The 22,672-nt window shown below is 75.5% G+C and carries 20 protein-coding genes and 1 pseudogene; 8 read left to right on the top strand and 13 right to left on the bottom strand.

Annotated elements, in window-relative coordinates:
* The first annotated feature begins 97 nt into the window (after window positions 1-97).
* On the top strand, window positions 98-502 hold the full coding sequence (locus tag ABT006_RS35055) for a hypothetical protein (protein ID WP_502890827.1): 405 nt from the start codon (window positions 98-100) through the stop codon (window positions 500-502).
* A gap of 749 nt (window positions 503-1,251) precedes the next feature.
* Here ABT006_RS35055 and ABT006_RS02615 read toward each other — a convergent pair.
* A pseudogene (locus ABT006_RS02615) lies at window positions 1,252-2,136 on the bottom strand (diacylglycerol kinase family protein); the annotation flags it as partial.
* A 354-nt stretch (window positions 2,137-2,490) separates the two neighbouring features.
* Here ABT006_RS02615 and ABT006_RS02610 point away from each other — a divergent pair.
* From ABT006_RS02610 to ABT006_RS02595, 4 genes are all read left to right on the top strand, one after another.
* A complete protein-coding gene (locus tag ABT006_RS02610) occupies window positions 2,491-3,780 on the top strand; it encodes an adenylosuccinate synthase (RefSeq protein ID WP_350702182.1) in 1,290 nt (429 codons plus the stop codon).
* 112 nt (window positions 3,781-3,892) lie between these two features.
* Entirely contained in the window at window positions 3,893-5,146 is a 1,254-nt protein-coding gene (gene purD / locus ABT006_RS02605; protein ID WP_350702180.1) for a phosphoribosylamine--glycine ligase, read from the top strand.
* Window positions 5,147-5,205: 59 nt separating this feature from the next.
* On the top strand, window positions 5,206-5,724 hold the full coding sequence (locus tag ABT006_RS02600; protein ID WP_350702178.1) for a SigE family RNA polymerase sigma factor: 519 nt from the start codon (window positions 5,206-5,208) through the stop codon (window positions 5,722-5,724).
* A gap of 55 nt (window positions 5,725-5,779) precedes the next feature.
* Window positions 5,780-6,550: a hypothetical protein gene (locus ABT006_RS02595; RefSeq protein ID WP_350702176.1), complete on the top strand. Its 771-nt coding sequence runs from the start codon at window positions 5,780-5,782 to the stop codon at window positions 6,548-6,550.
* Here the strand turns inward: ABT006_RS02595 and ABT006_RS02590 are convergent.
* The 4 genes from ABT006_RS02590 to ABT006_RS02575 all read right to left on the bottom strand — a co-directional run bounded on the left by ABT006_RS02590 (window position 6,541) and on the right by ABT006_RS02575 (window position 11,310).
* The gene (locus tag ABT006_RS02590; RefSeq protein ID WP_350702174.1) at window positions 6,541-7,866 is read right to left on the bottom strand and encodes an MFS transporter; all 1,326 of its coding nucleotides are present in this window, start codon (window positions 7,864-7,866) and stop codon (window positions 6,541-6,543) included. The genes ABT006_RS02595 and ABT006_RS02590 overlap by 10 nt on opposite strands.
* Before the next feature lie 176 nt (window positions 7,867-8,042).
* Complete coding sequence (locus tag ABT006_RS02585) at window positions 8,043-9,602, bottom strand: AMP-binding protein (protein ID WP_350702172.1); 1,560 nt, start codon at window positions 9,600-9,602, stop codon at window positions 8,043-8,045.
* A gap of 39 nt (window positions 9,603-9,641) precedes the next feature.
* Window positions 9,642-10,856 (bottom strand): acyl-CoA dehydrogenase family protein, encoded by a 1,215-nt coding sequence (locus ABT006_RS02580; RefSeq protein ID WP_350702170.1) that lies wholly within the window; start codon window positions 10,854-10,856, stop codon window positions 9,642-9,644.
* Between the two features lies 1 nt (window position 10,857).
* On the bottom strand, window positions 10,858-11,310 hold the full coding sequence (locus ABT006_RS02575; protein ID WP_350702168.1) for an SCP2 sterol-binding domain-containing protein: 453 nt from the start codon (window positions 11,308-11,310) through the stop codon (window positions 10,858-10,860).
* Between the two features lie 67 nt (window positions 11,311-11,377).
* Here ABT006_RS02575 and ABT006_RS02570 point away from each other — a divergent pair, with 67 nt between their 5' ends.
* Window positions 11,378-12,016, top strand: a complete 639-nt coding sequence (locus ABT006_RS02570) for a TetR/AcrR family transcriptional regulator (protein ID WP_350702166.1) — start codon at window positions 11,378-11,380, stop codon at window positions 12,014-12,016.
* A 263-nt stretch (window positions 12,017-12,279) separates the two neighbouring features.
* On the opposite strand, the gene ABT006_RS02565 is transcribed toward ABT006_RS02570, so the two are convergent.
* A complete protein-coding gene (locus tag ABT006_RS02565; protein ID WP_350702703.1) occupies window positions 12,280-12,921 on the bottom strand; it encodes a DedA family protein in 642 nt (213 codons plus the stop codon).
* A gap of 205 nt (window positions 12,922-13,126) precedes the next feature.
* Between ABT006_RS02565 and ABT006_RS02560 the strand changes: the two genes are divergently transcribed.
* Both ABT006_RS02560 and ABT006_RS02555 read left to right on the top strand, forming a co-directional pair.
* Entirely contained in the window at window positions 13,127-14,371 is a 1,245-nt protein-coding gene (locus ABT006_RS02560; protein WP_350702164.1) for a sensor histidine kinase, read from the top strand.
* On the top strand, window positions 14,368-15,009 hold the full coding sequence (locus ABT006_RS02555) for a response regulator (protein WP_350702162.1): 642 nt from the start codon (window positions 14,368-14,370) through the stop codon (window positions 15,007-15,009). Before ABT006_RS02560 ends, ABT006_RS02555 begins: the two co-directional genes overlap by 4 nt.
* Before the next feature lie 419 nt (window positions 15,010-15,428).
* Here the strand turns inward: ABT006_RS02555 and ABT006_RS02550 are convergent, their stop codons facing one another.
* The 7 genes from ABT006_RS02550 to ABT006_RS02520 all read right to left on the bottom strand — a co-directional run bounded on the left by ABT006_RS02550 (window position 15,429) and on the right by ABT006_RS02520 (window position 22,658).
* Window positions 15,429-16,040 (bottom strand): DedA family protein, encoded by a 612-nt coding sequence (locus ABT006_RS02550; protein WP_350702160.1) that lies wholly within the window; start codon window positions 16,038-16,040, stop codon window positions 15,429-15,431.
* 122 nt (window positions 16,041-16,162) lie between these two features.
* Complete coding sequence (locus tag ABT006_RS02545; RefSeq protein WP_350702158.1) at window positions 16,163-17,428, bottom strand: adenylosuccinate synthetase; 1,266 nt, start codon at window positions 17,426-17,428, stop codon at window positions 16,163-16,165.
* The gene (locus ABT006_RS02540; RefSeq protein WP_350702156.1) at window positions 17,425-18,384 is read right to left on the bottom strand and encodes a hypothetical protein; all 960 of its coding nucleotides are present in this window, start codon (window positions 18,382-18,384) and stop codon (window positions 17,425-17,427) included. Before ABT006_RS02540 ends, ABT006_RS02545 begins: the two co-directional genes overlap by 4 nt.
* 10 nt (window positions 18,385-18,394) lie before the next feature.
* Window positions 18,395-19,366 (bottom strand): serine/threonine protein kinase, encoded by a 972-nt coding sequence (locus tag ABT006_RS02535; protein ID WP_350702154.1) that lies wholly within the window; start codon window positions 19,364-19,366, stop codon window positions 18,395-18,397.
* Complete coding sequence (locus ABT006_RS02530) at window positions 19,363-20,115, bottom strand: NUDIX hydrolase (protein ID WP_350702152.1); 753 nt, start codon at window positions 20,113-20,115, stop codon at window positions 19,363-19,365. Before ABT006_RS02530 ends, ABT006_RS02535 begins: the two co-directional genes overlap by 4 nt.
* Before the next feature lie 114 nt (window positions 20,116-20,229).
* The gene (locus ABT006_RS02525) at window positions 20,230-21,303 is read right to left on the bottom strand and encodes a MaoC/PaaZ C-terminal domain-containing protein (RefSeq protein WP_350702151.1); all 1,074 of its coding nucleotides are present in this window, start codon (window positions 21,301-21,303) and stop codon (window positions 20,230-20,232) included.
* The gene (locus ABT006_RS02520; RefSeq protein ID WP_350702149.1) at window positions 21,303-22,658 is read right to left on the bottom strand and encodes a 3-oxoacyl-ACP reductase; all 1,356 of its coding nucleotides are present in this window, start codon (window positions 22,656-22,658) and stop codon (window positions 21,303-21,305) included. Before ABT006_RS02520 ends, ABT006_RS02525 begins: the two co-directional genes overlap by 1 nt.
* Window positions 22,659-22,672: the final 14 nt, after the last annotated feature.

The raw sequence follows: 22,672 nt of genomic DNA, 5'->3' as shown, positions 1-22,672 counted from the left end.
CGTGCCCTGCGGGGGCACGTCGGGCCCGGGCGCGGCGCCTCCGCCTATGGGCGCCGGCTCGGCGGCACCGTGGTTCGTCATGGCCGCCGGTCGGGCGGTGCCGGCCGCCGGCGTGGGTTCGACGGCGGACGGGGCGGGCCGCTGCGGCGGCTGTGCCCACGGGGACTCGGCCGATCCGCGCGCCCCGCCGCCGTTCGCCGAGCCGCTGTGGGGCGCGTTGCCGTTCGCCGAGCCGCTGATTGCCGCTGTGCCGCCCGCCGGTGCGCCGTCCGCCGCTGTGCCGCCTCCGCTGTCGGTGCCGCCGGCAACCCCGCTCGTCGCCGGCCCTGCACCGGTCGCGTCCGGTCCGGCGGCGACCTCTGGCGACCGCTCGGGGGTGGCGGCGGCTCGGTCGGTGGCCGAGGGCTGCGGAATCGCGGCCGGGCGCGTGACCGGGATCGGCGCGGCCGGCTGGTCGAGGCTGAAGGGCATGTCGAGGTCGACCCGGGCGGGGGCGGGCTGAGGAGACCGGGGAGCCGGCACGCCGGCCCCGGCGCCCTCGGCCGGGGGTCCACCCGCCCCGACCGCCGACCTGGGTCCGTTCCCGGCGACGCCCGGGGCGCTCGTGCCCCCACCGGGCAGAGCGGAGGTGCCCGCGCCGGGCGGAACGGCTGCGCCCGTGGCGGGCGGGGCGACTGCGCCCGTGGCGGGCGGGGCGCTCGTGCCGATGCCCTGCCGGGCGGCTGCGTCCGGACCGGCGGGCGGGGCGGTCGGGTCGCTGGGCGGGACGACTGTGCCTGCGGCGGGCGGGACGACAGCGCCTGCGGCGGGCGGGATGACAGCGCCTGCGGCGGCCGGGGCGGTCGGCCCTGCGGGGGGCGTCGGCGGCGCCCAGCCCTGGCCCGAGGGGCCGGGCTCCCATCCGGAGGCCGCAGCCGGCGGGGGCGCCCAGCCGGTCGCCGGGTCCGGCGGCGCGGGCGTCGCCGGGCCGCCGGTCAGGGACGGGTAGTCGGCGGGCGAGGGCGGGGCGGCCGGTCGGCCCTGCGGGGGAACGGGCGACCCCGGTGAGGCGGTCGACGCCCACGGCGGTGCGTCGGCACCGTCGATCTGGTCGGGCGGCCAGAGTGGTTCGATGTCCCGCTCCGGCATCGGCGGCTGGCCGGGCATGTGGACCCGGTCGGCGTTCTCGTCCACCACGGTTCCTCCCCATTCCTTCTGCCGAGGATAGGCCCAGTGGCCGGCCGCGGTCGGCCGTCGCGGGGGACGCCGAGGTCAGCTCGTCCAGACCGCCCAGGCGCCCGGCTCGGTCCACCAGGACCGCTTCCGGCTCAGCTCGCCCTCGGCCCCGTCGTCGAGGAACGGGACCTTCCCCTCGCGGGGCAGCACGGACACGGCCCGCCCCCGGGCGCGGCGTACCTCCAGCCGCATTCGCTTCCTGCCGAACGCCGAGCGGGTGACCACGGGCACGGCCACCGCCACCTCGACCCGCCCGTCCGTCGGGTCGGGGTCGCCGAGCAGTGTCACGTCGTCGAGCCGGGCGTACCCGCCGGCGTTGCCGATCGCGCAGGCCAGCAGCGGGTCGTCGCCGTTGGAGAGGACGGCGTCGTCCACCTCGACCCGCCCCCGCCAGTGCAGCGGCCGGCCGCTGTCGTCGGCGGCACCGATCAGCGCGCCGTCCAGGGTCACCGAGCCGCCGTCGTTGCGCAGCAGGTCGAGCCGGCGGGCCGTGCCGTCCAGCACCACGGCGGCCACCGCCGCCGGGTCGCGGGGCAGCCCGAGCTGCGCCGCCAGGTCACGGTGCGTCGTGCTCCGCGCCGGATCGAGCGGGAGTACGCCGATCGGCGGCAGGTCCGGCACCGTGCGGTTGCCGGGAAGGTCGTCCGGACGGCGGCTGGGCGGTGGGGCGTACCGCCGGACGAGCCGGCGCACGACGGCGCGCAACTGCGCGTCGCTGGCGGCGGCGACCACCAGCCGGATCTTGGAGTCCGGGTCGGGCCAGGTGAGGCCGTCCGGGCGGGGCGGCGCGTCGAACCTGGCCAGCACCGCGTCGATCTCGGCGTCCGAGCGGGCGGTGACCGTCTCCACCCGGGCGCCCCGGGCGGTGAGCGCGTCCGCGCAGGCCAGCACCGGCACCCGGGGGGTGTCGCAGCGCTCCCCGGCCTTCCCGTCGTGCCGGTCGCCGGTCCCGCAGACGTCGGCCGCGTCACGTGCCGTCGCGCCCCCGTCCGCCGTCGCCCCGGCCCCGGCCCCGGCCTCGGCTCCGTCCGCCGTCGCCCCGGCGTCGGCCTCGTGCGCCGTCGCGCCGCCGCAGCAGGCGCCGCCGCTGCCGCAGGCCCCGCCGGGCGCGTCGCGCTCCGAGCCGAGGGTGAGCAGCACCACGTCGTACACGGAAAGGGCCTCCTGCCTCTCGACGCGACCCCTGCCGGCCGCGTCGTCACTACTTGTTAGCCTGACACCCCGGGCTCGCTGACCGGTCGCCACCTGGCACCCGAGCCTTCTGGAGGCGAGAAGATGCCAGCGATCGTGCTCCTCGGCGCCCAGTGGGGCGACGAGGGCAAGGGCAAGGTTACCGACCTGCTGGGTGAGCGGGTCGACTACGTCGTGCGCTACTCCGGCGGCAACAACGCCGGCCACACGGTGATCACCCCGGACGGCCAGAAGTACGCGCTGCACCTGATGCCGTCGGGTGCCCTGTCACCGAGCGCGATGATCGTCATCGGCAACGGCGTGGTGGTCGACCCGAAGGTGCTGCTGGCCGAGATCGACGGGCTCGCCGAGCGGGGCGTGGACGTCAGCCGGCTGCGGATCTCCGGCGACGCGCACCTGATCATGCCGCACCACCGGGCCCTGGACCGCGTCGTCGAGCGCTACCTCGGCAGCTCCCGGATCGGCACCACCGGCCGGGGCATCGGCCCCGCGTACGGCGACAAGGTCGCCCGGATGGGGATCCGGCTGCAGGACCTGCTCGACCCGGGCATCCTGCGCAAGAAGCTGGAACTGGCGCTGCGCGAGAAGAACCAGCTCCTGTTCAAGGTGTACAACCGCAAGGCGATCGACGTCGACGCGACGATCGAGGAGTACCTGGAGTACGCGGAGCGGCTCAAGCCGTACATCGCCGAGACCCGGGTCATGCTCTGGGACGCGCTGGACCGCGGCGAGACGGTCCTGCTGGAGGGCGCCCAGGCCACCATGCTCGACATGGACCACGGCACGTACCCCTTCGTCACGTCGTCGAACCCGACGGCCGGCGGGGCCTGCGTGGGCGCCGGCATCCCGCCGACGGCGATCAGCAAGGTGATCGCGGTCAGCAAGGCGTACACGACCCGGGTCGGCTCCGGGCCGTTCCCGACCGAACTCTTCGACGACAACGGTCAGCACCTGCGCAAGGTCGGCCACGAGTACGGCACCACCACCGGCCGGGAGCGCCGCTGCGGCTGGTTCGACGCTGTCGTCGCCCGGTACGCCTGCCGCCTCAACGGGGTCACCGACCTGGTGGTCACCAAGCTGGACGTGCTGACCGGCCTGCCCAAGGTGCCGATCTGTGTCGGTTACGAGATCAACGGCAAGCGTTACGACGACATGCCGATGACCCAGACCGACTTCCACCACGCGACTCCGGTCTACGAGGAGCTCGACGGCTGGTGGGAGGACATCACCGAGGCGAGGACCGAGGCGGAACTCCCGGAGAACGCCCGGCGCTACATCGCCCGCATCGAGGAGCTCTGCGGCACCCGCGTCAGCGTGGTAGGCGTAGGCCCCGGCCGCGAGGAAAACGTCCTCCGCCACCCCCTCCTCCCCTAACACCCCCGGGGGGCCACCCCGTTGATCATGAGTTGCTGCCGTCGGTGCCGGCGTGTCGTGACAACAACCTCATGATCAACGGGGCGGCCGAGGGGGTCAGTAGGATCGGGGTGTGCGGGTTCTTCTTCTTGGTGGTGGGGGGCGGGAGCATGCGCTCGCGCTGGGCCTCGCCGACGATCCGTCCGTCGAGCAGCTGATCGCGGCGCCCGGGAATCCCGGCATCGCTTCGCTGGCGGAGCTGCGGGCGGTGGATCCCTGCGATCCGGCGGCCGTCGCCGCGCTGGCGGTGGAGACCGGGGTCGACCTGGTGGTGATCGGGCCGGAGGCGCCGCTGGTCGCCGGGGTCGCCGACGCCGTACGCGCCAAGGGGATCCCCGCGTTCGGGCCGTCCGCCGAGGCCGCCCGGCTGGAGGGCTCGAAGGCGTTCGCCAAGGACGTGATGACCGCCGCCGGCGTGCCGACCGCCCGCGCGTACACCTGCACGGATGCGGAGAGCACGGCGCGGGCGCTGGACGAGTTCGGCGCGCCGTACGTGGTGAAGAACGACGGGCTCGCCGCCGGCAAGGGTGTCGTGGTGACCGACGACCGCGCCGCCGCGCTCCGGCACGCGGAGGAGTGCGGCCGGGTCGTCGTGGAGGAATACCTGGCCGGCCCGGAGGTCTCCCTCTTCGTGGTCACCGACGGCGAGGCGGCGGTTCCGCTGCTGCCGGCGCAGGACTTCAAGCGGGTCGGGGACGGCGACACCGGCCCGAACACCGGCGGCATGGGGGCGTACGCGCCGCTGCCCTGGGCGCCGCCCGGCCTGGTCGACGACGTCATGCGCGACGTCGTCCACCCGACCCTGGCCGAGATGGCCCGACGGGGCACCCCGTTCGCGGGCCTCCTCTACGTCGGGCTGGCGATCACCGCCGACGGTCCCCGGGTGATCGAGTTCAACGCCCGCTTCGGCGACCCGGAGACGCAGGTGGTGCTCGCGCTGCTGGAGACCCCGCTCGCCGGGCTGCTGCACGCCGCCGCCACCGGCACGCTGGCCGGGCACCCGCCGCTGCAGTGGCGCGACGGGGCCGCCGTCACGGTCGTGGTCGCCGCCGAGGGCTACCCGGCCGCCCCGCGCAGCGGCGACGTGATCACCGGTGCCGAGGTTCCGGGCGTCATCCACGCCGGCACCCGCCGGGCCGACGACGGGGCGCTGCTCTCCTCCGGTGGCCGGGTGCTCTGCGCCACCGCCACCGGCGCCGACCTGGCCGCCGCCCGGGACGCCGCGTACGCGCTGGTGGCCGGCGTGGAGCTGGCCGGCTCGCACCACCGCACCGACATCGCCGCCGCCGCCGCCGCCGTCGAGGGTCGGATCACGATTCCGGGCTGACCGGGCAACCCCCGCCGCCGTCGCCTCCGTTTGACCGGTGAGGCGAGGAGGTGGCGGGATTGCCTGCCGACATCGAGGGCTACCGCGAGTACGTCGGGGCCCGGCTGGAGCCGCTGCGCCGCACGGCGTACCTGCTCTGCGGTGACTGGCACACGGCCGACGACCTGGTGTCGACGGCGCTGGTCAAGCTGCTGCGGCACTGGCGGCGGGTGTCCGGCATGGACAACCCGGACGCCTACGTCCGGCGTACCCTGCTGCGGGTCTGGCTGGACGAGCGGCGCCGGCCGTGGCGGCGTGAGGCCGCATGGGCCGAGGTCCCGGACGCCCCCGCGCGGTCCGCGACCGAAGGTGCCGCCGACCGGCTGACCATCCTCGCCCTGCTGGCCGAGTTGCCGCCGCGCCGCCGCGCGGTCCTGGTGCTGCGCTACTTCTGCGACCTGTCCGTCGAGGAGACCGCCCGGGAACTCGGCTGCACCACCGGCACCGTCAAGAGCCAGTCGGCGCGGGCGATCGAGGCGCTGCGGGGCCGCCTCGTCGACGCGCCGGCCCGAGTCGAGGAGGCACGCACCGATGGATGATTTCTCCCGGCAGTTGCGCGCGGCGGTGGCCTCGTCGCCACCGACCCGGATCGACGTGGACCGGCTGATCGCCGACGACCGTCAGCGCCGCCGCCACCGCGCCTGGACGCTGGCGGGCACGGGAGTCGCCGTCGCCGTGCTCGCGCTGACGCCTGCGCTGGTCGCCGGACCCGGCGATCGCTTGCCGTCGGGCAGAGGCGGCTCGCCGTCCGCCGCCCCGTCGTTCTGTTCGGAGCCGTTGCCGCCGTCCGGCAGGCCGCAGCCACCCGTGCCGACGTACGACACGGTGCGCGCCCAGCCGACCGAGCGCCCCGAGGACGGCGTGGCGCGGCTGACCGGTGTGCTGCGCGCGGCCCTTGACGACCACCTGCCGGCGGGGCTGACGGTCGAGGAAGAGTTGCGCGACTGCGACCAGATCCAGTTCGTCCATCGCCGGAGCACCTCGCACTACTGGACCCGCATCCTGGTCACCAGCGGTCCCCTGGTCGAGTGGTTGGACGTGACGCTGGTGACGAGGTCCACCGACGAACGCCCCGGATGCGGCGCCGCGATGGACCACGGCATCTGCGAAGACCGCCGCCTCCCGGACGGCAGCCTGATCGCCGCCAGCACCGAGCCCAACCCGAGTCACAGGGGCGTGGAGCGGCGCGCGGTGCTGGTGCAGCGGGTGGACGGCACGTCCGTGACGGTGGCGGCGAACAACTTTCCGATGATCATGAAAGACCCGGACGGCCCTCGGTCGCTGGAGCCCGCACCGCCGCCGGTGGTCACCATGGCGCAGTTGACTGCCATCGCCACCACGCCCGGCCTGACGCTCTATCCCTGATCCGGCGGGTTCCGGTGCGCCGAGGGCGCCCACTGCTCGCCGAGCGGGAGGGGCCCCTCGACCCGGCCCGACGTGCCGCCGGGCGGGGCGGGCGGGTGGCGGGGCGGCTCGTCCAGCGCCCGCAGTACCGGCAGCGGCGCGGCGACCAGCGCCGCCACCAGCAGCGCCCCGGCGAGCAGCAGGAAGGCCGGGCGCAGCCCGAGCCACTCCACCAGCGGCCCGGCGAGCAGATAGCCCGCCGGGCCGGCGGCGTACGTGAAGGAGGTCATCACCCCGACCACCCGGCCGCGCAGCCGCTCCGGGGTGCGGGTCTGCATGGCGTAGTTGGCGAGCGGGTTGACCGGCCCGTACGCGAGCCCGATGACGGCGGCGAAGCCGAGCATGGCCGGGTACGGCGGCAACGCGGCCAGTCCGACCAGGGCCGCCCCGGTGACCACGAGGGCGACCACCATCAGGGTGCGCCGGCGGATCCGCCGTCCCGCCGTGCCGGAGGCGAGGGCCCCGACCACCGATCCGGCGCTCATCGCCATCAGGATCGCGCCGAGCCGGGCCGGTTCGCCCTGGGCGACGAACCACGCCGGCAGCAGCACGCCCTCGACCGGCAGGTAGAGCGCGACCAGCACCATCGTGATCAGTGCGATGGTCCGCAGCAGCCGGTCCCGCCAGACGAACCGCAGTCCCTCGGCGGTGCCGTGCCACAGGCCGGCCGGCGGGCGTTCCGGGCGGCCGGCCCCGGGCAGCCGGACGGCGGCGACCAGCGCGACGGCCAGGGCGAAACCGGCGGCGGTGACCCAGAGCGTCGAGCCCGGACCGATCGCGGCGATGAGCACGCCGCCGACCCCGGGCCCGATCAGGAAGGCGAGGCCCCAGACCGCCTCGTGCACCCCGTTGGCCCGTTCGATCCGCCACCCGGCGGCCTGCGCGGCGGCCGGCAGCAGCGTCTCGCGGGCGGTCAGCCCGGCCGGGTCGAAGACGGCCCCGAGCGCGGCCAGCGCCACGATCCAGCCGACGTTCAACCCGAGCAGGGCGTCCACCACCGGGATCGCGGCGACCGAGACGGCGGAGAGCGCGTCGGAGACCAGGGCCGTACGCCGCCGGCCGAGCAGGTCCACGACGGTGCCGGAGACGAGGCTGGACAGCAGCAGCGGCAGCGCGGTGGCCGCCGCGACCAGGCCGGCCGCGGTGGCGCTGCCGGTGCGCTCCAGCACCAGCCACGGCAGGGCCACGGTGGACACCCCGTTGCCGATGCCGGAGAGCAGCGTCGCCGCCTCGACCAGCAGCAGCGGCGTACGGCGGCGGGGACCGGAGCTGATCATGTGCTGTCAGCCTAGAGGCCGCCGGCGGCGGTGCGCACCGGAAAACGGCCGAGCGGGAGGGAGCGCCGACGCCGATCGACCATGTCCGCAACCCGCCCGCCCTCGACCCGGCCCGACGTGCCGCCGGGCAGCACCGTGACCCCGGAGTTCGTCTCGGCGGCGGCGACGGCAAGCGGTCAGCCGTAGTAGCGGCGCAATTCGCGGGTGAGCACCTTGCCGGTGGCGTTGCGGGGGAGGTACTTCACGAAGACGACGTCGCGGGGCACGGAGAAGCGGGCCAGGTAGTGCCGGACGTACTCGCGGACCGCCTCCGGGTCGAGCGTCTCGCCGGGGTGCAGGGCGAGGAACGCGGCGAGCCGTTGCCCGTACCCGGGGTCGGGTACGCCGATCACGGCGGTCTCCCGCACCTGCGGCAGCCGGGCGATCAGGTCCTCCACCTCGGAGGGGAAGACGTTCTCCCCGCCGGAGACGATCATGTCGTCCGCCCGGCCGTCGACGAAGAGCAGCCCGTCGGGGTCGAGGCGGCCCAGGTCGCCGGTGTCGAGCAGGCCGTTCCGGCGTTCCCGGCTGGCCCCGGAGGTGTAGCCCTCGAAGAGCATCTCGTTGCCGACGAAGATCCGGCCGACGCGACCGTCCGGCACCGGCGCGCCGGCCGCGTCGAGGATCGCCAGTCGGGTGCCGTGCGGCCGGCGGCCGGCGGTGGTGGGCGCGGCGCGCAGGTCGGCGGGGTCGGCGATGGAGGCCCAGGAGACCTCGGTGGAGCCGTAGAGGTTGTAGAGGACCTCGCCGTAGACGTCCATGAACCGTGGCGCGAGGCCGCCGGGCAGCGCGGATCCGCTGACCGCGACCACCTTCAGCGGGGGCCGCGGTTCCGGCGGCGGCACCTCCAGCAGTCGCTGCACCATCACCGGTACGGCGAAGAGCGCGTCGCAGCGCTGCTCGACCAGGGCGGCCAGCGTGGCGGCCGGGTCGAAGCGGCGGTGCAGCACGACGGTGGCGCGCAGCGCGAAGGACACCTGGAGGGCGGCGTATCCCCAGGTGTGAAAGAGCGGCGCGGCGATCATCACCCGGTCCCGGGTGTGCAGCGGGATGCGGTCGATGATCGAGACGAGCGGCCCGAAGCCGTTCGGCGTGGGGCGCCGGGCGCCCTTCGGGGCGCCGGTGGTGCCGGAGGTGAGCACGATGATCTGGCCGTCCCGCTCCGGCGGGCGCAGGTCGCCGGGGAGCGCGCCGGCCACCAGCTCCTCCCGGGCGCGCTCGTCGAGCCGGTGCACCTCGGCGGGGAGGCCGACCAGGTCGGCGAACTCGCTGTCGTGCACCAGCACCCGCAGCCGCTGCTCCTCCGCCACGGTGGCGAGCTGCGCGGCGGAGAGCCCGGTGTTGACGAGCACCGCGTCCGCGCCGAGCAGGATGGCGGCGACGATCGTCTCGATCAGCCCGTGGTGGTTGCGGCAGAGCACGCCGACCCGGTCCCCGGCCTGCACGCCGAGCACCGCCCGCATCGCCCGGGCCAGCCGCTCGGCCCGGTCCTGCAGCTCGGCGTACGTCAGCTCGGCGCCCCGCTCGTCGACCACCGCCGCCCGGTCGGGGTCGCGGGCGGCGGCCTGGCGCAGCTCGCCGGCGAGGCTCCAGCCCCACTTGCGCAGCGCGCCGAGCTGGGAGGCGACGCGGATCGGGCGGCCGGGGGCGAGCAGCCCACGCCGGGTCAGGGTGGCGACGACGAACGGCAGGTCCACGGAGCGGCCTCCTCGTGCGTTGCGCGGAGGGTCCTCGAATCAGCGGATCTGGACGCCGGAGACAGCCCTGGAGATGACCAGGCGCTGGATCTCCGAAGTGCCCTCGAAGATGGTGTAGATCTTGGCGTCGCGGTACCAGCGCTCGACCGGGTGGTCCCGCAGGAACCCGGCCCCGCCGAGCAGTTGCACGGCCTTCTCGGTCACGGAGACGGCCACCTCGCCGGCCTTCAGCTTGGACATCGAGCCCTCGCCCGCAGTGAAGGGCCGGTTGTTGCGGCCCATCCAGGAGGCCCGCCAGACCAGCAGCCGGGCCGCGTCGATCTCCGTCCTCATGTCGGCCAGCGCGAACGCGACCGCCTGGTTCTCGATGATGGGCCGGCCGAACTGGACCCGGTCCTTCGCGTAGTCCAGCGCGTACTCGTAGGCGGCCCGGGCCACGCCCAGCGCCTGCGCGCCGACGGTGGGCCGGGAGAGTTCGAAGGTGCGCATCGCGGCCTGGCCCGAGGCGCGCTTGCCGGAGCGGGCCCGGTCGAGCCGTTCGCGCAGGGCGTCCCGGCCGCCGAGCAGGCAGCGCCCCGGCACGCGTACGTCATCGAGGAAGACGTCGGCGGTGTGCGACGCGCGCAGGCCCAGCTTGCGCAGCTTGCGGGTCGCGGTCAGCCCGGCGGTGCCCGGCGGTACGACGAACGCCGCCTGCCCCCGGGAACCGAGCGTCGGGTCGACCGAGGCGGTGACGACGTGCACCCCGGCGATCCCGCCGTTGGTGGCGTACGCCTTCTGCCCGCTCAGCACCCACTCGTCGGTGGCCTCGTCGTAGACCGCCCGGGTGCGCATCGCGCCGACGTCGGAGCCGGCCTCGGGCTCGGTGGTGCAGAACGCGGCGACGGCGGGCTCGTCGACGGTGCCGAAGCACTGCGGCACCCACTCCACCATCTGGTCCGGGGTGCCGGCGCCGTAGATGGCGGCCACCGCGAGGGAGGTGCCGAAGATGCCCAGCCCGATGCCGGCGTCACCCCAGAAGAGTTCCTCGCTGGCGATCGGGAGGGAGAGGCCGGTGGGGTCGGCCCAGCAGGTGGCGAGGAACTCGAAGCCGTACAGGCCGACCTTCGCCGCCTCCTGGATGATCGGCCAGGGAGTCTCCTCCCGGGCGTCCCACTCGGCCGCGGCCGGGCGCACGACCTCGGCGGCGAAGCCGTGCACCCAGTCGCGCAGATCCCGCTGTTCCTCGTTCAGGTCGAGCGAGAACTCGGCCATGTCAGGCCTTGGGGATGTCGAACAGGTTGGCGATGTTGGCGGCCAGACCCAGGTCGCCCTTGGCCTTGAGCTTGCCGGTCATGAACATCATGACGGGGTTGGCCCCACCGGAGACGATCTTCAGGAACTCGACCGGGCCCATGGTGAGGCTCAGCTTCGGGTCGTGCTGCGCGGTCTCGTTGACCGTGCACGCGCCGTCGGCGATGACGACCTCGTAGGTGTCGGTGCCACCGTCGGGGCGGCCGGTGATGTTCCAGTGGATGACCGCGTTGGTCGAGCCCGCCCGGTCGGCGCGGAAGAGCTGCGGCATCCGGCTGAAGACCTCGCCCAGGATCTTGCCGCGCAGGTCGCCGGACATGACCTCGGCGATCTTGTCGTCCGGGGTGGACTTGACCAGCTGGGCGAACTCCTTGGGGCCGACGTTCGCGAAGTTGGCCGGGTCGAAGTCAGTCATGGGTCTGCACCTTCCGGTATTGGCTACTCGTGCGTAACCCTACGCACGAGTAGGTATGCTCGCAAGGGTGTCCACCCCACCCACCTTCAAGCGCCTCCCACGTGCCGTACGCGAGCAGCAGATGCTCGACGCGGCCGTGAAAGCGTTCTCCCGCAGGGGGTTCCACGCGGCCAGCATGGACGAGATCGCCGAGGACGCCGGCATCTCCAAGCCGATGGTCTACGCCTACCTCGGCACCAAGGAGGAGCTCTTCGTCGCCTGCCTGCACCGGGAGGGCGCCCGGATGATGCAGGCCATCGCCGGGGCGGCCGCCCCCGAGCTGTCGGCCGACGAGCGACTCTGGCGCGGGCTGCGGGCGTTCTTCGGTTTCGTCGGGGCGCACCGGGACGGCTGGGCGGTGCTCTACCGGCAGGCCCGGGGCGAGCAGCCGTTCGCCGGCGAGCTGGCGGGCATGCGCGCCCGGCTGGTCGAGGTGGTCGCCGGGATGCTCGGCCACGCGCTGCGCGCCGAGGGGCGCGAGGTGGGCGAGACCGACCTGGAGGTCGTCGCGTACGCCCTGGTGGGGGCGACCGAGTCGCTGGCCGACTGGCTCGCCGACCACCCGGAGGCGGACCCGGAGAAGACCGCGACGCGGATGATGAACGTCGCGTGGCTCGGCGCCGGCCAACTCCTGCGCGGCGCCACCTGGCGGCCGCCCACCGCCTGACATCCCGCCCGGGGAGACCGACCGACGGGCCCGCCGCCCTCGCGCGGTCCCATGCCCGGCTGGTGCCGCATCTCGCCGACGCCGACGCCGCCGACGCCGAAGCCCCGGCCGACGCCGACGCCGAAGCCCCGGCCGACGCCGACGCCGATGCCCGGCCGACGCCGACGCCGCCGCCGACGCCCGGCCGACGCCCGGCCGACGCCGACGATGCCCGGCCGATGCCGAAGGCCCGGTCGGCGTCGGCGGCCGGGGCCGCGGGTGGGTCACCGTCGCAGCTCCGCCGGCTCCCGGGCGGGCGCGCCGACGGCCGCCCGGCGACGGCCCAGGAGCCAGCGGGTCAATTCCACCACCAGGGTCACCGTCAGCGCGAGACCGAGCCCGAGCAGCAGCCCCCGGATCGGGTCCTGCTCGAAGGCGAGCCCGCCGAGGTAACCGACCAGCGCCGAGTAGACCCCCCACGAGCCGGCGGCGAGCGCGTCGAAGGCGAGGAAGCGCCGCCGGGGGAAGCGCGTCGCCCCCATGGTCATCGTGACGGCGGTCCGGCCGCCGGGGACGTACCGGGCGACGGTGAGGATCAGCCCGCCCCGCACCGCGATCCCGCGCCGTGCCCACTCGTAGGCGGTCCGTCGCCGGCCGCCGTCGGGCAGGCGGGCGAGGAGGCGTCCGCCGCCGTGCCGGCCGATGGCGTACGACACGTGGTCGCCGACCAGCGCGCCGGCCGCCGCGACCGCGATCACCGCCACCAGGTCGGGTTGCCCGGTCGCCGCGAACACGCCGGCGGTGATCACCGCCGTCTCGCTGGGCACCGCCGGGAAGAAGCCGTCGATCACCGCGATCGCGAAGAGCGCCAGGTAGACCCAGGGCGAGGACATCGTCTGGTGGAGCAGGTCGAGCACCGAATCCATGATCTCGATGCTGGTGCCGCCCGGCGGCCCCGCCATCGTCCGGTGGTCACCCCGGTGCCTGCGACTTAAGTCGTGCCCGACCCCGAGAGGGATCCGGGTCGGGCACGACCGGCTTTCAGGGTCGGGCGCGGACCGGCGTCAGGGGTCGCGCGCACACCGGAGGCGGGTGGACGGCAACAGCCTCCGCCCGGCCTAGGCTCGGGGCGTGACCTCCCGAGCCGTCGCGCTCCGGCGCACCGTCGAGCGGTACGCCCCCGTGCTGCTCGCCGTCGTCGTCGCGGCGGGGGTCTGGGGGGCGGCGACCGGCTCGCTCGGGGTGCGCTCGCCGCTGCCCGGGGTGCTGGTCCTCGCCGTCGCCGTCCTCGCGGGCTGGGCCGCCGCGACGGTACGCGCACGGCGCTGGCCGCTGTTCGTGACGGCCGCCGTCACGTGGCTGCTCCTGGCGGCCTGGCCGGTGGTGGCCGTCGCCTCCTGGCAGGCCGGACTCCGGCTGCGGGACCGTCGGCGGCTCGCCGGCTTCCTCGCCGGTGCCGCCCTGGTGGCGGTGGCGGGCGTGGTGATCGGCGTCGTGGTGGGTGGCGAGCGGCGGCTGACCACCGCCACGCCCGCCAACGCGCTGGCGATGTTCGCGTGGACGGTGCTGTTCCCGCTGGTCGTCGGGCTCTGGGTCCGGGCCCGCCGGGACACCCTGGCCGCCCTGCGGGACCGGGCCGAGCGGCTGGAGCGCGAGCAGGAGGCGCGGGCGGAGCGCGTCCGGGCCGAGGAGCGGGCCAGGATCGCCCGGGAGATGCACGACGTGGTGGCGCACCGGGTGTCGCTGATGGTGGTGCACGCCGGCGCGCTGGAGGTCACCGCCACCGATCCGGCGACGGTCGACACCGCGACCCTGATCCGGTCCACCGGACGGCAGGCCCTCACCGACCTGCGGGAGGTGCTCGGCGTGCTGCGCCAGCCCACGCCCGCCGGCGAGCCGGCCACCACCGCCGCCGCCGGGCTGGCCGGCGTCGCCGACCTGGTCCGGGAGTCCCGCGCCGTCGGGCTGCGGGTCGACCGGCAGGACGAGGGGACGCCCCGGCCCGTTTCCGCCACCGCCGGCCGGACGGTGTACCGGGTGGTCCAGGAGGCGCTGACGAACGTCCGCAAGCACGCGCCGGACGCGGACACCACCGTCCGGCTGCGGTATCTCCCGGGCGGGTTGGAGATCAGCGTCCGCACCGGCCCGTCGGCGGGCGGCCCGGCCCGGCCGGGTGCGGACGGTCGGCCGGCGGGCGGTGCGGCCCTGCCGGGTGCGGACGGTGGGCTGGCGGGCGGTGCGGCCCTGCCCGGAGCGGGACTCGGGCTGATCGGCCTCCGGGAGCGGGTGGAACTGCTGGGTGGGCGGCTGGAGGCCGGCCCCCGCGACGGCGGCTTCCTGGTCCGGGCGTTGATCCCGGTGGAGGAGGCGACATGATCCGGGTCCTGGTGGTCGACGACGAGCAGCTGGTCCGTGCCGGGCTGCGGCTGATCCTGGAGGCGGCACCCGACCTCACCGTGGTGGGCGAGGCGGCCGATGGCGCGGCGGCGCTGGCCGAGACCCGCCGGTTGCGTCCCGACGTGGTGCTGCTGGACGTCCGGATGCCGGGCACCGACGGGCTGACCGCCGCCCCGCAGGTGGTCGCCACCGGGGCGAAGGTCGTCATGCTGACCACCTTCGACCGAGACGAGTACGTGCACCGGGCGCTGCGGGCGGGCGCGGTCGGCTTCCTGCTGAAGGACACGCCGCCCCGGGAACTCGCCGCCGCCGTGCGGACCGTGGCCGCCGGAAACGCCATGCTGGCCCCGACGGTCACCCGGCGGCTGATCGACTCCTTCGCCGAGCGCGGCCCGGCCCGGCGGGACGTCGCGCGGCAGCGGCTGGGCCACCTCACGGACCGGGAGTTGGAGATCGTCCGGGAGGTGGGCCGGGGGTTGGGCAACGCCGACATCGCCCGCCGGCTGACGATGAGCGAGGCGACGGTCAAGACGCACGTGAGCAGGGCTCTCGCGAAGCTCCAGCTCGCCAACCGGGTGCAGCTCGCGATCCTGGTCCACGACGCCGACCTCCTCTGACGGCCCGGCCACGACGTCGCCACCGCCTGCCTGGCCACGGTAGAACCGCCGTCTGCCTGGTCACGGCGTCGCCGCCGCCTGCCCGGACACGGCGTCCTCGGCGCCTCTCCGGCCACGACGTCGTCGGCGCCCGCCCCGCCACGACGTCCGGTGCCCGGTGCCCGGCCACGACGGGACGGAGGGGTCCGCCGTCCCGGCTCCCGCACCGGTGGAACGTCACGGTTGTCTCCCGCCCGCCGTGACAGCCATGTTGTTCCACTCGTCGGCCGCGCCGTGGTGGAACAGCCCGTCGATGGGCGGCGGCGAGCGGTGGGCGCGGCGGCGAGCGGTGAGCGGTGGGCGCGGCGGCGCGCGGGGTGGTCGGCGCGTGGGCCCGGGCCCGGACGGACGTGGGCGGGCCAGAGGTGGGTGGGGCGCGGTCAGTGGGGGGTGCGGCGGTGGGCGCGGTGGCGGAGCCAGCGGACGGACTCCAGCACCAGCGTCACCGCCACCGACATACCCACCGCGGCCAGGATGCCTCTGACCGGATCGCGTTCGAAGGCCAGCCCGCCGAAGTAGCCGAGCAGGGCGGAGTAGAGCGCCCAGCTCACCGCCGCGATCGAGTCGAACAGCAGGAACGAGCGGAGCGGGTAGCGGACCGCGCCCATGGTGAGGGTCACCGCCGTGCGACCGCCGGGGATGTACCGGGCGGTGGTGAGGATCAGACCGCCGCGCCGGTGCACCGCCTGGCGGGCCCACTCCGAGCCGGCCCGCCGCCGGCTGTCCTCGGGAAACCGGGCGAGCCGGTGCGCGCCGCCGCCGCGCCCGATGGCGTACGAGATGTGGTCGCCGACGCAGGCGCCGAATGCGGCGGCGACGATCACCGCCACCAGGTTGGGGCTGCCGTCGGTGGCGAGCACGGCGGCGGTGATCACGGCGGTCTCGCCGGGCACCGCCGGGAAGAACGCGTCGACCGCGGTGAGCCCGAACAGCAGCAGGTACACCCACGGGGAGCTGACCAGCTGCCGGAGCAGGTCGAGCGCGGACTCCATGCCCCCATGCTGGCCGGGCCCGGCGCGCCGGGTGGCCGAGTCGTCGGATCACCCTGCTCGACGACGCATTCAAGATCCGCGAGCGGCGGCACGCTCACCCGTTGCCGGCCGCGATCACCGCGTCAGGCGGTGGCGACCAGGGCCGGCGGGGCGAGCAGCGGGCCGTGCGGGACCTTGTCCCCGGCGGTGGGGCCGTGCGAGGTGAGCACCACCGGGGCGGCCAGTTCCCGGGCCACCGCCGACGGCCAGTCGACGGGCGGGTCGTCGTCGTACACCGGGCGGGAGCGCAGCAGGCGGGCGGTGAGCGCGGACTGCCGGTCCAGGTCGCCGGGCGGGCCCGGGGTGAGCCGGTCGGTGGAGTCGTAGCGGCGGCAGATCCGCAGCCCGGGGCCGGCGAGGTCGAGGTGGGTCAACGCGAGGCCGTCGACGCCTCCGGCCGCGGCGAGGGCGTACCGGTGGGCGACCGCGTCGAAGTGGCCGAACCGGAACCGGCCCTGCCACGGGTTCGTCGGGTTGTGCGGGTCGGTCCACGGCAGGGTCGGGTCCTCGGTCACCAGCGGCCCCGGCCCGTGCCGGGTGGTGGTCACGCGCAGCACCCCGAGCCGCGTCGCCGTGCCCGCCTGGCCCGCCTCGGCGAGCAGGCTGTCGGCGTTGGCGAACGTGGTGGTGCTCCACGTCGTGTACGGGTGGAAGCCGTGCCACTCGTCGAGCAGCACCCCCTGCGCGCCCTCGAAGACGCACGTCCCGGCGCGCAGCGCCCCGGCAAGCCAGCCCCGGTCCACGATCGCCACCCGCCCGGCGAACCCGGTGAACGCGGGCAGGCAGTCCTCGACGGGCGGCGCGTCCAGCGGCCCCAGCTCGGCGGTCAGCCGGTCCCGCAGGGCGGTCAGCCGGCGGCGCAGCAGCGCCGGGGTGCGGCAGTTGGCCACCCGGGGCGCCTCGTCGGGGTGGGCGAGACCGTACGCGACGGCCTCGCCCACCCCCAGCCCGCAGGAGCCGTGCCGGTCGGCTCCCCGGGCGATCTCCCGGGCCCGGTTGGCGGCCCGGTGGTACGGGGTGGCGAGCAGCGCCTCCCCGTCCACGGTCAGCCGGTCGAGCGCGTCGGGCACCCCGACCGAGGCGAGGTGGTCGGCCTCGGCGGCCAGCGCCAGCGGGTCCACCACCACGTGCCGGGACAGGTGCGTACGCACCCCGGGGTGGAAGGTGCCCGCGCCGAACTGGGCGAAGGTGTGGTGCCGCCCGTCGCGCAGCACCACGTTGTGCGCCGCCTGCGCGCCCCCGTTGAAGCGGACCACGGTGTGCACGGGCCGGGTGGCGCAGAGCCAGTCCACGACCGTGCCCTTGCCGGCGTCGCCGTAGCCGAGGTCGACCACCGTCACGTGTCTCACAGCCGGGTGACCCCGCCGTCGGTGTCCCGGAAGGCCGGCAGCGCCGACACCTCGGCGCGCCGCCCCCGGCCGAGCCGGGCCAGCGCCTTCGACACCGTCCCGGTGGCGCCCGAACCGGCCCGGTCGAGGTCGCGCAGGCCCTCGTCCAGGTCGATGGCCTGCTCGCCGAGGCCGATGGTGAGCGCGATGGTCTCGCAGACCGCGTCGAGGTCGTCCAGCACGACGGCGTTCTGCCCGAGCAGGCCCCGCCAGAAGTCGAGCACCTTGGCGTTGCCGGCGTAGTGGCTGCCGGCGGGGAGGAGATAGTAGGTGTCCCAGCGGCGGGTCACCTCGTCGACCACCTGCCGCAGCGGCACGTCCTCGGCCAGGTCGTCGCCGATCAGGCGGGCCACCTCCCGGGCCTTCACCTGCGGGTAGGCCAGCTCGTCGCCGATGATGAACAGGTAGCCGCGCCGGCCGCGCTTCTCCCAGCAGTCGGTGACCGTGTGCCGGGCCATGAAGTACATGGCCAGCTCGTACGACTCGGTCATCTGCCCGCCGCCACCGCCCTCCAGCACGATCCGGCCGAGGTCGTCGTCCATGCGGTTGTCGGACTCGAACTGGCCGACCTGCAACGGCACCCGGTCGCAGGTGGCGTCGCCGATCGCGCCGAACATGATCTGCGGGTCGCGGGCGTAGCCCTGCCGCTGGAGCAGCCCGAGCAGCTGCGGCAGCTTGGTCTGGAGGACGCGCGGCACGTTGCGCATCGAGCCGGTCACGTCGAACAGCACGGCGATGGCCGTCGACTGCGGGTGCTCGTCGGAGTCGCGGCTCTCCCGCGTCGCGTCGCGGGGGTCGAGCGCGGGGTGCACCGTGCGCGCCCCGCTGTCGCTGTAGGAGAACGCGCTCTTGCCGGTGGCCCGGCGGTAGCGGTCGGCGGCGTCGTACACGTCGGTGGACCAGGTTCCACTGCCCATGGCAGCCTCCTCAGGGGTTCAGGGTGAAGGGTCGGAAGGTGCGCGGCCCGTAGAGCCGGTCCAGCACCTCGTCGAGTTCGCGGAGCAGACGCCAGGCGTCGCCGGGCCGGGCGTTCAGGGCGGGCCGCAGGCAGCCCTGGGCGAAGGCGAGCAGCTCGCGCGGCGCGCGCGGGCCCATCAGCCAGGTCATGCAGCGGGTGGCCATCGCGATGTCGGTGCCCGGCCCGCACGGGCGCTTCGCGACGACCTCGGCCGGATACCAGTCCTCGTGGCCGGGCACGAGCGCCGGGACGGCGCCACCGTCGACGACGGAGAAGCACCAGTCGACCAGCACCACGCCGTGCCCGTCGGGCTCGATCAGCACGTGCGGCGGCAGCACCGCGCCGTGCACCACGCCCGCCCGGTGGGCCAGGCCGAGCGCGACCAGCAGCCGCCGCCACATCCAGGCCGCGTCCCGGGCGTCCAGCCCGTCCGGGTACGCGCGCCGCACCTCGGTGAGGTCGTGCAGGCCGGGCGCGGTGGCGAGTACGGTGACCCGCCGCTCGGCGCCGGTGTCGGGGTCCCGGTGCCGGAACTCCTCCACCAGCCGGGGCACGTAGGGCAGGTAGCGCGGGTCGCCACGTTCGGCGAGGGCGCGCAGGGCGTGCGCCTCCCGCGCCATCAGGTCGTTGTCGGTGGGCCGCCGGGGCAGCTTGAGCAGCCGGTCCGCCCCGACGTCGTAGAGGTCGGCCAGGTCGCCGGAGTGCGCCGGCGCGCCGATGCGGTAGCCGCCGAGGACGGTGACCCGTCGGGCCCGCCAGCGGGTGGTGACCCGGACGAACGCCTCGGTGGCCTCGGCGCGTACGGCCGAATCGGCGGGCACCCGGTCGGGGTGCAGGGCCGCGACCAGCTCGCGGTAGCGCCGGGCCGGCTCGTCGGCGCCGAACAGGTCGGCGTCGGTGCGGGCCGCCGCGACCAGGTGGATCGCCTCGGCGGTCCTCACCGCACCGTCTCCTCGCGGGCGGGGCGCAGCAGCGCCGGGTGCAGCAGCCGGGCGTCGCCGGCCCGGTAGAGCCTGGCGCGGGGGCCGCCCCGGGCCCCGCCGCGCTCGGTGCTGGCGCCGGTGCTCTCCACGAAGCCCGGCACCGAGAGCACCTTGCGGTGGAAGTTGCCGGCGTGCAGCGGGTGCCCCCAGACCGTCTCGTAGACGGCGCGCAGCTCGCTGATGGTGAACTCGGGGGCGAGGAAGCGGGTGGCGAGCGGGGTGTATTCCAGCTTGGACCGGGCCCGCTCCAGCCCGTCGGCGATGATCCGGTCGTGGTCGAAGGCGAGCTGCCGGCTGCTCAGGGCGGTCACCGGCAGCCAGACCGCCTCGTCGGCGTCGGTGCCGGCGGCCGCGTCCGGCAGGTCGGGCGCGAACGCGAGGTGGGCGACCGAGACGACGCGCATCCGCGGGTCGCGGTCGACGCCGCCGTAGCTGGCCAACTGCTCCAGGTGTACGCGACGCAGCCCCTCACCGCCGAGCCCGGTCTCCTCGGCCAGCTCCCGCCGGGCGCCGGCGGTCAGGTCCTCGTCGGGGCGGACGAAGCCGCCGGGCAGCGCCCAGTGTCCCGCGAAGGGCGGCTCGCCGCGCCGGATGAGCAGCAGGTGGAGCGCGCCGTCGCGGATGGTCAGCGCCACCACGTCGACGGTGACCGCGACCGCCGGATAGGCCCGGGGGTCGTACGCGGCCAGGAAGTCCTGCTCGTCCACGGCGTCCCTCTCATCTTGAGAACATCTCGATGTGAGAACAACCTAGCGCATGCGGTCGCCCCTGCCAACCCCGGGCGGCGCGGGTGCGACGCGGCCGGGGGTTGGCAGGGGCGGTCAGCGCACGAGGCCCACCAGGTGTGGGCGACCGCGCAGGTCGTGCAGGGCGAACCCGCCGCCCGGCAGCAGGCCGAAGCTCACCGTGCTCGGCAGCGGCACCGGCAGCTTGAACGCCACCTCGACGGTGTAGGCGTCCGGCAGCCGGTTCTCCAGCGCGGCCAGGCACCGCGCCTTGCTCCACATCCCGTGCGCGATGGGCCGCGGGAAGCCGAACAGCCGGGCCCCCAGTCGGGAGGTGTGGATCGGGTTGTGGTCGCCGGAGACCCGCGCGTAGTGCGTACCGACGCGGGGCTCGACCCGCCAGTGGGCCGAGCCGGCCGGCGCCGGGGGTCGCTCGCCCCGGTCGCGCCCTCCGTCGCCGCCGGGCCTGCGCTCCCGGCCGAGGTACGTCGAGACGCCGCGCCAGACCTCCTCCCCGCCGACCGAGCCGACCAGCACCACGTCGACCTGCCGCCCCCGGTCGTGCGGGCGCAGGTTCTCCGCGTACGTGGTGAAGTCGAGGGTCTCGTCGGCCGTGACCGGGCGGTGCACGGTGATCCGGTTGCCCACGTGCACCACGCCGGTCAGCGGGATCGGGAACCCCGGCGCGGTCATCAGGCGCAGGGCCAGCGGGAAGCCCATGACGTGCGGGAACGTGGCGGGCAGCCGGTCGGTCAGCCGGAACCCGCAGACCCGGTCGTAGTCCGCCAGGTGCGCCCGGTCGACGGCGATCCCGCCGACGGCCAGCTCGGCCGCCGGGGCGCCGGCCGCCGCCGGTCGCCCGCCGAGGCCGGGCAGCGCGCCGAGCAGCGCCCGCCGGTAGAGCGCCCCGGCCGCCGGCATCCGGGCCAGCTCGACGCGCTCCCGGGCGACCGCCCCGGCGTGCCCGGCCAGGTCCTGCGTCGCCTCGACCGAGGAGGCGTGCCCGGAGAGGTCGTGCGTCTCCGCCAGGCTCAGGTCGTGGTCGGCCGGCCCCGGCCGGCGGATCGCGGCCAGCGTCTCCTCCGACAGCCGCTCCGTGGGGCCGTCGATCAGCTCGTGCACCGACAGGTCCTCGGCCGGGCCCTCCGCCGGTTCCCTCCGCCCGGCCATCACGCCCCCAGCAGGCTCTGGCCGCAGACCCGGACGACGTTGCCGCTGACCGTGCCGGAGGCCGGCCACGCCAGCCAGCCGATGGTCTCGGCGACATCCACCGGCAGCCCGCCCTGGGACATGCTGTTCATCCGCCGGCCCGCCTCGCGCAGCATCAGCGGGATGCGCGCGGTCAGCCGGGTCTCGATGAACCCGGGGGCGACGGCGTTCACGCTGATCTGCCGTTCGCGCAGGACGGGGGCGAGCGAGTCGACCAGCCCGATCACGCCCGCCTTGCTGGTGGCGTAGTTGGTCTGGCCCCGGTTGCCGGCGATGCCCGCGATGGAGGAGACGGAGACGATCCGCCCGCCGGCCGGGATCAGCTCCCGCTCCAGCAGCACGTCGTTGATCCGCTCCTGGCTGGAGAGGTTGACGTCGAGCACGGAGTCCCAGCGGTCGGCGTCCATCCGGCCGAGGGTCTTGTCCCGGGTGATGCCGGCGTTGTGCACGACCACGTCGACCCGCCCGTGCCGGCCGGCGAGGTGCTCCGCGAGCCGGTTCGGGGCGTCGGGGGCGGTGAGGTCGAGCTGGACGGCCGTCCCGCCGATCTCGTTGGCGACCGCCGCCAGCGCGTCCCCGGCCGCCGGGATGTCCAGCGCGACGACGCGCGCGCCGTCGCGGGCCAGCACCCGGGCCAGCGCCGCGCCGATGCCCCGGGCCGCCCCGGTGACCAGGACGACCTGCCCGTCCAGCGGGCGGTCCCAGTCGGTCGGCGGCTCGGCCCTGCCGGCGCCGACCCGGATGACCTGCCCGGAGACGTACGCGGACCGGCCGGAGAGCAGGAACCGGAGGGTGGCCTCCAGGCTGGTCGACGTGCCGGCGTCGGGCTCCTTCGTGACGTACACGAGCTGGGCGGTGACACCGCGGCCGAACTCCTTGCCGATGCTGCGGGTCAGCCCCTCCAGGGCCCGCTGGGCGGTGGCCTCCCGGGGCGAGCCGCCCTCGGCGGGCGGGGTGCCGAGCACGACCACCCGACCGCTGGGCAGCACCGAGCGGGCGTGCGGGTGGAAGAAGTCGTACAGCTGGCGCAGCTCGGTGGAGTCGCTGATGCCGGTCGCGTCGTAGACCAGGGCGGCGAAGCGCTCGGTGGGCTCCACGGCGGCGGGGTCCCGCAGCTCGACCCCGGCGGCGGTCAGGATCTTGCCGACCTGCGCGGCGAGCCGGCCCCCGGTCGCGGCGCCGAGCAGGACGGGCCCGGAGGCGAGGGGGTCGCCGGGGGTGTGCCGGCGCAGTCGCGGCGGGTCGGGCAGCCCGAGGCGCTTGACCAGCGCGCGACCGGCCCCCGATCGGACGAAGCTCGCGTACCTGTCGGTCATAGGCGTAGCCTACT

It is taken from the genome of Micromonospora sp. NPDC002717 (assembly GCF_040295705.1).
GTDB lineage: Bacteria > Actinomycetota > Actinomycetes > Mycobacteriales > Micromonosporaceae > Micromonospora.
This window is presented reverse-complemented; position numbering and strand designations above follow the sequence as displayed.

Bases quoted from the DNA above. Each gene is read 5' to 3' on its own strand.
- ABT006_RS02540 (WP_350702156.1), bottom strand. From the start codon at position 18,384: ATGGGCAGTGGAACCTGGTCCACCGACGTGTACGACGCCGCCGACCGC.
- ABT006_RS02550 (WP_350702160.1), bottom strand. From the start codon at position 16,040: ATGGAGTCCGCGCTCGACCTGCTCCGGCAGCTGGTCAGCTCCCCGTGG.
- ABT006_RS02520 (WP_350702149.1), bottom strand. From the start codon at position 22,658: ATGACCGACAGGTACGCGAGCTTCGTCCGATCGGGGGCCGGTCGCGCG.
- ABT006_RS02590 (WP_350702174.1), bottom strand. From the start codon at position 7,866: ATGATCAGCTCCGGTCCCCGCCGCCGTACGCCGCTGCTGCTGGTCGAG.
- ABT006_RS02565 (WP_350702703.1), bottom strand. From the start codon at position 12,921: ATGGATTCGGTGCTCGACCTGCTCCACCAGACGATGTCCTCGCCCTGG.
- ABT006_RS02525 (WP_350702151.1), bottom strand. From the start codon at position 21,303: ATGGCCGGGCGGAGGGAACCGGCGGAGGGCCCGGCCGAGGACCTGTCG.
- ABT006_RS02610 (WP_350702182.1), top strand. From the start codon at position 2,491: ATGCCAGCGATCGTGCTCCTCGGCGCCCAGTGGGGCGACGAGGGCAAG.
- ABT006_RS02555 (WP_350702162.1), top strand. From the start codon at position 14,368: ATGATCCGGGTCCTGGTGGTCGACGACGAGCAGCTGGTCCGTGCCGGG.
- ABT006_RS02575 (WP_350702168.1), bottom strand. From the start codon at position 11,310: ATGACTGACTTCGACCCGGCCAACTTCGCGAACGTCGGCCCCAAGGAG.
- ABT006_RS02580 (WP_350702170.1), bottom strand. From the start codon at position 10,856: ATGGCCGAGTTCTCGCTCGACCTGAACGAGGAACAGCGGGATCTGCGC.